This is a genomic window from Variovorax sp. BGA-UO-ETr-C22, assembly GCF_059567965.1.
In genome coordinates this window covers 747787-760523 of record NZ_JCAQPA010000011.1, presented here as the reverse complement: position 1 = coordinate 760523, position 12737 = coordinate 747787, and the positions used below count along the sequence as shown (strand labels likewise).

General features: G+C 70.1%; 13 protein-coding genes. 7 read left to right on the top strand and 6 right to left on the bottom strand.

The window, feature by feature from the left end; translation table 11 throughout:
* On the top strand, positions 1–1077 hold the full coding sequence (locus AC57B8_RS23480) for an MBL fold metallo-hydrolase (protein WP_496480904.1): 1077 nt from the start codon (positions 1–3) through the stop codon (positions 1075–1077).
* 7 nt (positions 1078–1084) lie between these two features.
* Here the strand turns inward: AC57B8_RS23480 and AC57B8_RS23475 are convergent, their stop codons facing one another.
* Entirely contained in the window at positions 1085–2098 is a 1014-nt protein-coding gene (locus AC57B8_RS23475) for a zinc-dependent alcohol dehydrogenase family protein (protein WP_496480903.1), read from the bottom strand.
* 118 nt (positions 2099–2216) lie between these two features.
* Here AC57B8_RS23475 and AC57B8_RS23470 point away from each other — a divergent pair, with 118 nt between their 5' ends.
* Genes AC57B8_RS23470 through AC57B8_RS23460 form a run of 3 tightly spaced genes read left to right on the top strand, consistent with a single transcriptional unit; the run spans position 2217 to position 4550 of the window.
* Positions 2217–3119, top strand: a complete 903-nt coding sequence (locus AC57B8_RS23470; RefSeq protein WP_496480902.1) for a LysR family transcriptional regulator — start codon at positions 2217–2219, stop codon at positions 3117–3119.
* 31 nt (positions 3120–3150) lie between these two features.
* The gene (locus AC57B8_RS23465) at positions 3151–4017 is read left to right on the top strand and encodes an alpha/beta fold hydrolase (RefSeq protein WP_496480901.1); all 867 of its coding nucleotides are present in this window, start codon (positions 3151–3153) and stop codon (positions 4015–4017) included.
* On the top strand, positions 4014–4550 hold the full coding sequence (locus AC57B8_RS23460; protein ID WP_496480900.1) for a GrpB family protein: 537 nt from the start codon (positions 4014–4016) through the stop codon (positions 4548–4550). The genes AC57B8_RS23465 and AC57B8_RS23460 overlap by 4 nt, the downstream gene beginning before the upstream one ends.
* Here the strand turns inward: AC57B8_RS23460 and AC57B8_RS23455 are convergent.
* Positions 4547–4960 (bottom strand): PaaI family thioesterase, encoded by a 414-nt coding sequence (locus AC57B8_RS23455; protein WP_062478117.1) that lies wholly within the window; start codon positions 4958–4960, stop codon positions 4547–4549. The genes AC57B8_RS23460 and AC57B8_RS23455 overlap by 4 nt on opposite strands.
* A 66-nt stretch (positions 4961–5026) precedes the next feature.
* On the bottom strand, positions 5027–5431 hold the full coding sequence (locus AC57B8_RS23450) for a GFA family protein (RefSeq protein WP_095745513.1): 405 nt from the start codon (positions 5429–5431) through the stop codon (positions 5027–5029).
* A gap of 91 nt (positions 5432–5522) precedes the next feature.
* Between AC57B8_RS23450 and AC57B8_RS23445 the strand changes: the two genes are divergently transcribed.
* From AC57B8_RS23445 to AC57B8_RS23435, 3 genes are all read left to right on the top strand, one after another.
* Positions 5523–6500, top strand: a complete 978-nt coding sequence (locus tag AC57B8_RS23445) for a WYL domain-containing protein (protein WP_495259724.1) — start codon at positions 5523–5525, stop codon at positions 6498–6500.
* A gap of 108 nt (positions 6501–6608) precedes the next feature.
* Entirely contained in the window at positions 6609–7247 is a 639-nt protein-coding gene (locus AC57B8_RS23440) for a response regulator (RefSeq protein ID WP_159276685.1), read from the top strand.
* 28 nt (positions 7248–7275) lie between these two features.
* The gene (locus AC57B8_RS23435) at positions 7276–9114 is read left to right on the top strand and encodes a sensor histidine kinase (RefSeq protein WP_496480899.1); all 1839 of its coding nucleotides are present in this window, start codon (positions 7276–7278) and stop codon (positions 9112–9114) included.
* Between the two features lie 15 nt (positions 9115–9129).
* Here AC57B8_RS23435 and AC57B8_RS23430 read toward each other — a convergent pair whose 3' ends face one another.
* From AC57B8_RS23430 to AC57B8_RS23420, 3 genes are all read right to left on the bottom strand, one after another.
* Entirely contained in the window at positions 9130–10614 is a 1485-nt protein-coding gene (locus tag AC57B8_RS23430; RefSeq protein ID WP_159271618.1) for a Do family serine endopeptidase, read from the bottom strand.
* Positions 10615–10701: 87 nt separating this feature from the next.
* Positions 10702–12030 carry an ATP-binding protein gene (locus tag AC57B8_RS23425; RefSeq protein WP_496480898.1) on the bottom strand — a complete coding sequence of 443 codons (1329 nt, stop codon included), beginning with the start codon at positions 12028–12030 and terminating at the stop codon, positions 10702–10704.
* Between the two features lie 11 nt (positions 12031–12041).
* Positions 12042–12701, bottom strand: a complete 660-nt coding sequence (locus tag AC57B8_RS23420) for a response regulator (RefSeq protein WP_062478105.1) — start codon at positions 12699–12701, stop codon at positions 12042–12044.
* Positions 12702–12737 lie beyond the last annotated feature (36 nt).

Below are 12737 nucleotides of genomic sequence, written 5' to 3'. Positions count from 1 at the left end.
ATGGATGGTTTGGAAGAGTCGGCGGAAGCAGCCAAGGGCAAACTCGTTTATCCCTTTACGGAGCTTCCGCCACGCGGCAAGTCGATCGAGGTCGCCGGCGGGGTCCACTGGATCCGCATGCCGCTGCCCTATTCGCTCGACCACATCAACCTGTGGGCGCTGGACGACGGCGACGGCTGGGCCGTGGTCGACACCGGCGTGCGCACCGAGGAAACGGTGGCGGTCTGGCGCGAGCTGTTCGCCAATTCGCCGGACACGCGCGGCCTCACCCGCGTCTTCGTGACGCACATGCACCCCGACCACGTCGGCATGGCCGGCTGGCTCACGCGCAAGTTCGGCGTGCGGCTGTGGATGACCCGCTCCGAATACCTCATGTGCCGCGTGATGGTGTCCGACACCGGCCGCGAAGCGCCCGACGACGCCATCGCCTTCTACCGGCGCGCCGGCTGGGGCGAGGCGGCCATCGAAACCTACCGCACGCGCTTCGGCAACTTCGGCAAGCACATCCATCCGCTGCCCGACAGCTTCCGGCGCCTGCGCGACGGCGAGGTGCTGCGCATCGGCGCGCACGACTGGCGCGTCGTCACCGGCAACGGCCATTCGCCCGAGCACGCGTGCCTGTACTGCCCCGACCTGAAGGTGCTGATCTCGGGCGACCAGATCCTTCCCCGCATCTCGTCCAACGTGTCGGTCTCGCCCGTCGAACCCGACGCCGACCCGATGGCCGACTGGCTCGCGTCGCTCGCCAAGCTCAAGCGCGAAGTGCCCGACGACGTGCTGGTGCTGCCGTCGCATAACGAGTGCTTCCGCGGCCTGCATGCGCGCATCGACCGGCTGCAGCACGGGCAGGAGCGCTCGCTCGACCGCTTGCGCAATGCATTGAAAACGCCGAAGCGCGCGGTCGATGTGTTCACGAGCCTGTTCGCGCGAAGCATCGCCGAATCCGACGTGCCGTTGCTGGGCATGGCCACCGGTGAAAGCCTCGCCTGCCTCAACTACCTGCGGCATCGCGGCGAGATCGCGTGCGACATCGCCGACGACGGCGTGGCCTGGTACCGACTGACGTCCGCCGCCTGAGCGCCGGTCAGACCTCGAGCACGACCTTGCCGATGTGCCCGGCGCGCTCGAGGTAGCGATGGGCCTGCACCACGTCGTCGAGCGCGAAGCTCCGGTCGATGCGCACATGCAGCGTGCCATCGGCAAGGCCCGCATCGATGAAAGCCAGCGCACGGCCCAATGCACCTTCGTCGCGCGGCAAACCCATGGTGGCAGCACCCGTGTGCTCCAGCACCTTGTAGACGTGGAAGCGCCAGCTCTTGCGGAACTGCGCAATCACCGGAAACCTGAATTCGGCGCCACCCGACAAGCCATACAGCACATACCAGCCGCCATGCGCGACCACGTCGCCGAGCCGCTCGACCTGCGCGCCGCCCACGCCGTCGTACACCAGGTCGACACCGCGGCCCTCGGTGAGCGCCAGCACGCGCTCGACCACGTCGTCTTCGTCCGTCACGACCACATGCGTCGCGCCCGCTTCTCGCAGCGCGTCGCGCTTGGCGGCCGTGCGCGTGACCGCGATGGCGACGATGCCCGCCACGCGCGCCATCTGCAGCGCCGCGATGCCGGTGCCCGATGACGCCCCGGTGACGAGCATCACCTGACCGCGCTGCAGCCGCGCCATCTCGAACATCGGGAAGTAGCCCGTGAGATACGCCATGTAGGCGCCCGCAGCCTGCGCGGCCGACAGGTTGGCGGGATACCGCACCACGTGCGCGGCCGGAAAGAGGATGCGGTCGCCGTAGGTCGGATACAGCCCCTGGCTCGCCCCCGGCAGCACCGCGACCCGGTCGCCCACGCGCAGCCCTTCGACGCCCTCGCCCACGGCCTCGATGACGCCGGCGGCTTCGTTGCCCAGCCCCGCCGGCAACGTCGCGTCTTCGATGTACAGGTTCTCGCGCCACAACGCGTCGGCCCGGTTCAGGCCGATGGCCTGCACCGCGATGCGCACTTCGCCAACGCCCGGCGCCGGCACTGCGACCTCTTCGACCCTCAGCACCTCGGCACCGCCGAATGCGTGGAAGCGAACCATCCTGCTCATGACAACTCTCCTTCTTTCTTGAATGACCGATGGCTTCAATCTAGAGGCCGCGGCGTCATCAAGGAAATCGATTCGCGGGATAGTCGCTATGCGCACCATCGATAACGCCAGGACCCCGATGAAACCCATCGAACTCAACCGCATCGACCTGAACCTGCTCACCGTGCTGGCCGCGCTCATGCGCGAGCGCCACGTCAGCCGCGCTGCCGAGCGGCTGAACCTCGGCCAGCCCGCGGTGAGCCATGCGCTCGCGCGACTGCGCGATCTCACGGGCGATCCGCTGCTGGTGCGCCAGGGCCGCGTGATGGAGCCCACCGCACGGGCGCTCGCCCTGATGCAGGGCCTGGGCCCCGCGCTCGCGCAGATCGAGGCCACGTTCCGCGCGCAGGCCGACTTCGAACCGGCGCGCGCCGCACCGGTGTTCCGCATCGGCCTGACCGACGACCTGCAGATCGCGATGCTGCCCCGCCTGCTGCGCGCCCTGAGCACCGAAGTGCCCGGCGCCAAACTGGTGACGCTCACCGTCTGCTACCGCAACGCCATGCGCTACCTTGACCAGGGCCGTGTCAGCGCAGTGATGTCGTTCCTGAAAGACCTGCCCGCCGATGCGAAGGTGCGCAAGGTCCGCACCGCGCGTTTTGCCGTGCTCCGCGCCGACACGGCGTCCGGCAGGCTGTCGCTCGACGACTACTGCCGCCGGCACCACCTGCTCGTGACCTATGCCGGCGACCTGTGCGGCACCGTCGACGAAACGCTGGGCGAACTCGGACGCCAGCGCGACGTGCTCTTCTCGGTGCCGCAGTTCGGCAGCCTGCCCGCCGTGCTCGCCGGCACCGACCTGCTGGCCACGGTGCCCGAGCACGTGGCGCGGGCGCTGTCGGCGCAAAGCGGCCTGCGCTGCGAGCCCCTGCCCTTCGACAGCCCGAGCTACCCGCTGCGGATGGCCTGGCGCGCAGTGACCGACAAGGACCCGGCGCAGGCGTGGCTGCGCAAGGCCATGCTGCGGGCCGTCAACGATTAGGATGCAGATCCACTTCCCTGGAGGACCCCGCATGCCGAGCACCGAGACCCACTTCGAACTGACCGCCAACGACGGCCATCCGGTGGAGGCCCACCGCTGGCAGGGCACCGCGCCGCGCGCCATCGTGCAGTTGGCGCATGGCATGGGCGAGCATTCGCTGCGCTACCGGCCGCTGGCCGACGCGCTCACGCAGGCCGGCTACGCCGTCTACGCGAACGAGCACCGCGGCCACGGCCCCGGCGCCGCCGCGCGCGACGAGCTCGGCGAGTTCGGCCCGCGCGGATTCGCCGGCCTCGTGGAGGACATGGCGCTGCTCAGCCGTCACGCACGCGCCGAGCACCCAGGGCTGCCGCTGATCCTCGTCGGCCACAGCATGGGCTCGTTCGCCACGCAGTACTACCTGGTGCGGCACAGCGAGTTGCTGTCGGGCGCGGTGCTGTCGGGCACCACGGCGCTCGACCTGCTGGGCGGCGCGCTGCAAAGCGGCTTCCGTCTCGAAGACATGAACGCCGCGCTGCCCGACGTGCGCACGCCCTTCGACTGGCTCAGCCGCGATCCGGCGCAGGTCGACGCCTACATCGCCGACCCGCTGTGCGGCTTCACCGTGTCGGCCGAAGGCATGGGCTCCATGTTCGCCAGCCTCGACGAACTCACGCCCGCCGCGATGCAGACGCGCATCCGGCCCGAGCTGCCGCTGTACCTGTTCACCGGCGACCAGGACCCGGTCAGCAACAAGGCCGAGTGGTTCTACCCGCTGGTGCAGCGCTACCGCGACGCCGGCCTGCGCGACGTGTCGTGCCATGTGTTTGGCGGTGCGCGTCACGAGACGCTCAACGAGACCAACCGCGACGAGGTCGTGGCCGTGCTGCTGGCCTGGCTGGCGCGCATCGTGCGATGAAGCTCCTCGCCTTCGACGAGAGCCTGGACCAGCGCCACATCCTGCCCTACGACCCGGCGTACGCCGAGGTGTTCGCGCAGGTGCAGCGCCATGTGCAGGCGCAGTTCGAGGGCGTGGAACTCGTGCACATCGGGAGCACGGCCATCGTCGGTTTGCGCGGCAAGCCGATGGTCGACATCGCGGCGATCACGCTTCATGACGACCTGCGCATGGCTCAGGCGGAATTCGAAGCCCTCGGATTTCACCGTCGCCCCGTGTGGGTCGACACGGACGAGAAGCCCTACGTCTGCGCGTCCGTGCTGCACGATGGGCGCAGGTTCAACCTCAACCTGCACATCTGCCATCGCGGCGACCCGGTGCACGTGGACTCGCTGGCCTTCATGGAAGTGCTCGACCGGCGCCCGGACCTGCGCAGGAAGTACGAAGAAGCCAAGGACCGCGCCCACGGCATCGACCCGGCCAACCCGCAGGTCTACAACCGGGAAAAAGAGGCGGTGATCCGGGAAATACAGGCCCAGGTCGGGCGGGCCTAGAGGCTCGCCAGTATCCCGGTCGACGTGGCCTCGGCCGCCAGCTTCCCATCGGGGTTGTAGAGCGCGGCTTCGAGGAATGCCACGCGCTTCCCGCGCCGGATCACGCGCCCCTCGACCCGGCCTTCGCCGGGGCCGACCTTCTCGTAGAAGCTCACCTTGATCTCCAGGCTGAAGACCGTCTGCGCCTGCTCGGTGTCGTGCATGACCGCATGGGCCATGGCGGCGTCGAGCCAGGCGGTGATGAAGCCGCCCTGGGCGATCGTGCCGTTCGTGTGGCAGTACTCGCGCCGCACGGTGAAGGCGGCCTTCAGCGTCTTGTGCTCGGCGTCCCAGCCGGTCACGTGGAAATTGCCCATCGATTCGGACAGCGCCTGGCCCGAGCGGATGCGGGCTTCGAGTTCGTCGTTCATTGGTTTCGTTCGCAGCAGGTGAAGCAACGGGCATTCTCTGCCGAAAGCGTGGGGCCATCGGTCATCTCAGAGATAGCGCACCTCCGCCGGCACCTCGAACCAGTTGTTGTGGCGACCGTCCATGTAGCGCACCGGCGCCGTGGACAGCTCTTCGAGCGTCGCGTCATCCAGGCAGGAGACGTTCACGCTGACGTAGGCACCGCCGATCTCCGGCACGTTGCCGCGCCCGAAGGACTTGACGCCGCAATGGCGGCAGAACAGGTGCTCGGCGCTGAACGAGCCGAATTGGTAGCTCGACAGGTCTTCTTCGCCCGACAGCAGCGTGAAATCGGCCGGCTTGACGATGGCGCCCCAGCCGCGCGATTTCATGCAGATCGAGCAGTTGCACTTGCCGGTGCCCGCGGCGAGGTCGATGAGCGCCTGGAAGCGCACCTTGCCGCAGTGGCAGCTGCCGTGATAGGTCTTCTTCATGGTCGGTGTCCGTGAAAACGAGTGGAGGAAACCCAAGGCTACGACCCATTGCGGACAGATTCTGTCCTCGATCGCAGGCATGATGCGGCCCATGCTGTCCGCTTCCGCCCGCCTGCTTCGCCTGCTCGCGCTGTTCCAGGCCCAGCGCGCCTGGACCGGTGCCGCCCTGGCCGAGCGCCTGGAGATCACCGAACGCACGCTGCGCCGCGACGTCGACCGGCTGCGCAGCCTCGGCTACACGGTCGACTCCACCTCGGGCGTGGCCGGCGGCTACCGGCTGGGCGCGGGCAGTGCCCTGCCGCCACTGCTGCTGGAAGACGAAGAAGCCATTGCGGTGGCGCTGGCGCTCGGCCATGCCGGCACGGGCGAAGGCGACATCGGCAACGCGTCGATGCGCGCCCTCGCCAAGCTCGACCAGCTGATGCCGCCGCGCCTGCAGCGCCGCCTGGGCAGCGTGCGCGCCTCGGTGGTGCCGGTGATGCGCAGCAAGTCGGGCGTGCGCGTGAAGGCGGTGTCGATGTTCGCCGAGGCCTGCACCGAGCGGCGCGAGCTGCGCTTCGGCTACCAGGACCACCACCAGACGGCCACGGCGCGCACGGTGGAGCCGCACCGCGTGGTGCAGACCGGCCAGCGCTGGTACCTGCTGGCCTGGGACACGGCGCGCCAGGACTGGCGCACCTTCCGCCTCGACCGCATCGTCGACGCCGAACCGACGGGCGCGCGCTTCACCGCGCGCCGCCTGCCGCTGGGCGACGTCGAGGCCTACATGGAACACGCGCTCAAGGTCTCGCCCTACCTGCACCACGCGCGCGTGATCGTGCATGCCCCGCTCGCGGCGCTGGAACCGCACCTGGGCTGGGTGGGCGGCGTGCCCGAGGCCCTCGATGCGGGCCGCACGCGCGTCGTGACAGGCGCCAGCTCGCTCGATGCGCTGGCCGTGTGGCTGGGCTGCCTGGGCCACGACATCGAGATCGAATCGCCTCCCGAACTGGTGCAGCACGTGGCGCGCGTCGCGACACGGCTGGACACCATCGCGCGCCGGCAGGGTACCTCCATCCCCCGTCTATAGGATGGGCTCGCCCGATACCGGTCGATAGGCTTGCGGCACCTGCAACCTCCGAACGGAAACGGATCTGCCCATGCGCCTCGGCCCCGGTCTCGCCTGCGGAAGCCCGCCATGCCCCTGACCGCCACCCAGGTCGCAGTGGTCGAGGACGACAGCGGCATGCGCGAGCGCATCGCCCGCGTGATCGGCGCCGACCCCGCGCTGGCGCTGGCCTTCAGCGCCTCGAACGCGGTCGACATCCTGAACTGGCTCACGGACAACCCGGTCGACGTGCTGCTGGTCGACCTCGGCTTGCCCGACCACCCCGGCCTGCAGGTGATCCGCCAATGCCGCCGCATGCAGCCGGCCTGCGCGGTGATGGTGCTGACGATCTTCGGCGACGAGACCCACATGGTGCAGGCCTTCGAGGCCGGCGCGCGCGGCTACCTGCTCAAGGATGGCACCGAGGCCGACCTGGCGGCGCACCTGCGCCACCTGGGCGCGGGCGGCTCCCCGCTGCCGCCGGGCATCGCGCGGCAGCTGCTGCGCCGCTGGCAGGCCTCCGACGGCGCGCCCGGGCACCTCTCGTCGCGCGAGGCCGAAGTGCTCGACCGGGTGTCTCGTGGTTTCACCTATGCCGAAATCGGCGCGCAGATGGGAGTCTCCGCATCGACGGTTCAAACCCATATCAGAAACATCTACGGCAAGCTGGATGCGCCCCCACCCTCGGACGCCGTGTTGGCGACCCGCCCTCCAGGCCGGCTTTCCTAGCCGCGTGAGCCGCCCCTTCTTTTCCCGCATGCAAGCCGTGCTGCAACTGCTGCTGTGGCTGGTGCTCGCAGCCCCCTTCGCCCACGCTGCCACCCCGCCGGGCACCACCGACGTGGACTGGGCCGAAGCCAGCCTCGAACCCGACGGCCTGCCGCTGCAGGTGCGGCAGGTGGCGCTGCCCTTTCGCTGGGACCACGAGTTTCCGGGGCGCGGCGGCAAGGCCAGCTACCGCATCGTGCTGCCCCCGGACGCCGCCCGCGCGGACGACGCCCAGGCGCTCCTGATGTCGGGCCTGGGCAACCAGGCCGCCGTGTGGTTCAACGGCGCGCTGATCGCCAACTACGGCGTGCTCGGCGACCCGGCCTACGACGCCGGCAAGGGCAACCTGCTGATCCCGCTGGCCGCCGCCCTGCGGCGCGGCGACGGCCAGCCGCAGGAACTGCTCATCCAGGCCACCATCCAGCGCCAGCGCGGCGGCGGACTGGCCAGCGTGCTCTACGGCCCCGAGGCCTCCCTGGCCCCGCTGCACCGCTCGCAGCAGAACTGGCGCAACACCTCGGCCATCGTCTACGCCGTGAGCCTGCTGCTGATGGGCGGCCTGGCCGCCGGGCTGTGGCTGCGCCAGCGCGACGCGCTCTACGGCTGCTTCGCGCTGGCGGCGCTCTCGGGCGTGGCGCGCAACCTCGACCGCGTGCTGACCGAAGGGCCCGTGCCCTGGCCGCTGTGGGGCGCCGTGGTAGCGGTCTGCTATGCCTGCCACATCGGGCTGATCGCGCGCTTCGTGCTGCTGGTGCTCGACCGCAATCCGCCCTGGCTGGTGCGCTCCATCTACGGCGCGCTGGCGCTGTCGGTGGTGCTGGCCTGCGCCTCCTTCGCCTTCGCGCTGCCGGCGCTGTGGACCACCGGGCTGGCGATCCTGCAGGTCACGAGCACCATCTGCCTGCCCTACGTGGTGCACGGCGCGCTGGTGGCGCGGCGGCGCATCGCGGGCGTGCTGATGGCGGCGGGCACGCTGGCCATCCTGGCCGGCGCGCACGACCTGCTGCTGGTGCGCATGGGCCTGTTCGGCGGCGCCTACTACACGCTCACCTCGCACGCGATCTTCTTCTTCGTGATGATCCTGGCCGGCCTCGTGGTGGAGCGCTACAGCCGCACCGTGGCCGACTACCGCTCGCTCAACGCCAACCTCGCCGCGCGCGTGGCCGAGCGCGAGGAGCAGCTGCGCGGCGCCTTCGAAACCGTGCGCAAGCAGCAGGAAGAACAGGCCGTGCTGCTGGAGCGCCAGCGCATCATGCGGGAGATCCACGACGGCGTGGGCTCGCAGCTCGTGGGCCTGCTCAACGTGGTGAACCAGCCCGCGCCCGACCGCGACGTGGTCGAGGAGCACGTGAAGCTGGCGCTCGACGAGATGCGCATGGCCGTCGATTCGCTGCAGCCCATGCACGACGACCTGACGACCGTGCTGGCCACGCTGCGCTACCGCCTGCAGCCCCGGCTGGACGCCGCCGGCATCGAGCTGGTGTGGGACGTGGCGCTCATCCCCACGCTTGCGCCCTTTGCCGCACAGGCCGCGCTGCAGCTGCAACGCATCCTGCTCGAGGCCTTCACCAACGTGCTGAAGCATGCGGGCGCCACGCGCATCGTGATGCATGTGGGCTGGCACGGCGAGCAGACGCCGCCGCTGGTGCGCATCGTGCTCACCGACAACGGCCGCGGGCTGCCGGCGAACGAACGCCCCGGCGGCCACGGCCTCGCGAACATGCGTTCGCGGGCGCAGGCCATCGGGGCGCGGCTGCAGATCGAGCGGGCCGACGCGCAGGCCGGCGGCACGCGCGTGTCGCTCGACTGGCCCTGCGCGCTGCCCTGAGCGCGCTCCGGTCGGTCAGCCCAGGCGCACCGGCACGAAGATCTTGTCCTCGCCGCGCTGGATCAACAGCGCCACCGACTTGTCGGCCTTGGCCACCGCCTGGCGCACCTGCTCCAGGCTCTTGGCCGGCGTGCCGTTGATCGCCAGCAGCACGTCGCCGGCCTGCACCCCGGCCATCGCCGACGGGCCCGCCACGTCCTCGATCAGCAGACCGCCGTCGACCGAGGCCGCGCGCTGTTCCTGCGGCTGCAGCGGGCGCAGCGCCAGGCCGAGCTTGCCCTGCCCCGCCGTGTTGTCGGCCTTGGCGACCTGCGCCGGCTTGTCGCTGGCATCGCCGAGCTTGGCCTGCAGCTCCTGGCGCTCGCCCTGGCGCCACACCTCGAGCGTGACCTTCTTGCCCGGCGCCTGCTGGCCGATGACGGCCGGCAGGTCGCCCGAGGACACGATGGCCTGGCCGTCGACCTTGCGGATCACGTCGCCCGCCTTCAGGCCGGCGTGGTCGCCGGGGCCGCCCTTCTCGATGTTCGAGACCAGCGCGCCCTCGGGCTTGTCGAGCTTGAACGAATCGGCGAAGGCCTGGTTCACCTCCTGCACCGCCACGCCCAGGCGCGCATGCGTGGCCTTGCCGGTGGCGACGATCTGGTCCTTCACCTGCACCGCCACGTCGATCGGAATGGCGAACGACACGCCCTGGTAGCCGCCGCTGCGGCTGTAGATCTGCGAGTTGATGCCGACCACCTCGCCGCGCGCATTGAGCAGCGGCCCGCCCGAGTTGCCGGGGTTCACGGCCACGTCGGTCTGGATGAAGGGCACGTAGCTGTCGTCGGGCAGCGAGCGGCCCTTGGCGCTCACCACGCCGGCCGTCACGGTGTTCTCGAAGCCGAAGGGCGAGCCGATGGCCAGCACCCATTCGCCGACCTTCAGGTCCTTGGTGTTGCCCAGTGCGAGCACAGGCAGGTTCTTGGCGTCGATCTTGAGCACCGCGATGTCGGTCTTGGCGTCGGCGCCGAGCACCTTGGCGCGGTACTCGCGGCGGTCGGTCAGCTTGACGGTGACCTCCTTCGCGTCCTTCACCACGTGGGCGTTGGTCATGATGATGCCGCTCGGGTCCACGATGAAGCCCGAGCCCTGCGAGCGCACCGGCACGGCGCGCTGCTGCTGTTGCTGGCCGCGCGGTCCCATCTGCCCCTGGAAGTGGCGGAAGAACTGGAACATCGGATCGTCCGGGTCGATGCCCTGCAGCTGCGCCATGGTGTCGTCGTCCGGAGCCTTCTCGGTGCCGGTCACGCTGATGTTGACCACGGCTGGGCCGTCGCGCGAGGTGATGGTCGAGAAGTCGGGCAAGGTGACCATCGCGGCCGGCGCGGCCACGGCGGCGGTGGTGGCCGGGGCATTCACGGCGCGGGCGCTGGTGTAGGCACCGGCGCCGACGGCGCCGATCACGCCGGCGCTGGCCAGCGCGATCACGAGGGCACGGGGGGAGATCAGGGCGGCTTTCATTCTTCGATTCCTTTCAATCCTGCGCCGAGGCGCAAACACGATGAAAGGAATGTCGCGGCCTTGACTTAGGCGTCGCTTAAACGGAGTTCACTCTTTGGGGGGCGCGAACGTCACCCGCACGCACAGCCCGCCGAGGCTTTGGGACTCTTCAAGCGCCACGGTGGCGCCGTGCAGGTCGGCGATCGACTTCACGATGGCCAGCCCCAGCCCGCTGCCCGGCGCCTGCGGCTCGCCCGAGCGATAGAACCGGTCGAGCACGCGCGCGCGCTCGGCTTCGGGCAGGCCGGGGCCGCTGTCGTCCACGCGCAGCTCCACCGCGTCGGCGCGCTTCACGAGGCCGACATCGACCCGCCCGCCTTCGGGCGTGTACTTCACGGCGTTGTCGATCAGGTTGCGCAGCAGCATGCGCAGCGCCTCGGGCTGACCGCTCACGGTCGCGCCCGCGTCGGCCTGCGCCACGCCGATGTCGATGCGGCGCGCCTGCGCGGCCGCCACTGCATCGGAGATCGCCAGGCGCGCCACCTCGGCCAGGTCGACCGGCTCGGGCTTCGCACCTGCGGCCACGCTGGCCTCGTGCCGGGCCAGCGCCAGCATCTGCTCGACCAGGCGCGTGGCACGGTCGATGCCGGCCGATAGCCGGCTCACGGCCAGCGTGCGCGCCGCATCGTCGGGCGCGCGCTGCAAGCCCTGCACCTGCAGCTTGAGCGCCGCCAGCGGCGAACGCAGTTCATGCGCGGCATCGGCCACGAAGTGCTTCTGCGCGTCGAAGGCATGGCGCACGCGGCCGAACAGCAGGTTGAGTTCCTGCACCAGCGGACGCACTTCTTCGGGCAGGTTCTCCTCGCTCACGGGCGAGAGGTCGTCAGCCTGCCGCGATGCCACCTGCCGGCGCACGCGCGCCACGGGCGCCAGCGACAGGCTCACCACCCACCACACGACCAGCATCAGGAGTGGCGCCATCAGCGCCACGGGCACGATGGTGCGCAGCGCGAGCGAACCGGCCATGTGGCGGCGCGCCGCCATGTCCTGCGCCACCTGGATCACCAGCCCGCGCGTCTGCATCGAGAACACGCGGTAGGTCGTGCCGCGGGCGCGCACGTCGGCAAAGCCCAGCACCGCGAGCTGCGGCAGCGCGGCCTCTTCGGCCGACTCGAAGATGCGCACGCCGTCGACGGTCCACACCTGCACCACGAAATCGAAGTTCTGCTCCGCACCGCCGAGCCCGCCCACGGCCGCGCTCGGCGGCAGGCCCGCACGCAGCGACAGCGCCATCTGCTGCATGTGGTAGTCGAAGATGTCGTCGGCCTCTTTCAGCACCGTGCGGTAGGCCACCAGCGCCTGCGCGCCGGCCGCGAGCACGATGGCCGCGAGCAAGAACACCAGCAGCCGCGCACGCAGCGATCCGGTCCATCGCATCACGCGGCGCATCATGCCTTGGGCACCATGTAGCCGACACCGCGCACGTTGCGGATGAGTTCGGCGCCCAGCTTCTTGCGCAGGCCGTGCACGTAGACCTCGACCGCGTTGCTGCTGATCTCGTCCTTCCAGCCGTAGAGCTTTTCTTCGAGCTGGGCGCGCGAAAGCACCATGCCCGGGCGGGCCAGCAGCGGCTCGAGCACGGCCCATTCACGCGCCGACAGCACCACGGGCTCGCCGTTCACCGCGACCTCGCGCGTGGCGGGGTTGATGCTCACGCCCATGTGCTCGTAGACCGGCTCGGCGCGCCCCGATGCGCGCCGCAGCAAGGCGCGGATGCGCGCCAGCAGCTCGTCGAGGTCGTAGGGCTTGAGCACGTAGTCGTCGGCGCCGGCGTCGAGGCCTTCGATGCGCTGCTGCACCGAGTCGCGCGCGGTGGCGATCAGCACCGGCATGCGCTGCTTGCGCGCACGCAGGGCGCGCAGCACTTCCAGGCCGTCGCGGCGAGGCACGCCCAGGTCGAGCAGCACGAGGTCGTACTGCTGGGTGCGCAATGCGGACTCGGCAGCATCGCCGTCCTTCACCCAATCGACGGCGTACTGCTCGGCCCGCAACAGGTCGAGCACGGCCTCGCCGATCATCACGTCGTCTTCGAGAAGCAGGAGTCGCATGGTGGTGTCCGTTTCGGGGGTTCGAGGCCGCGCCGG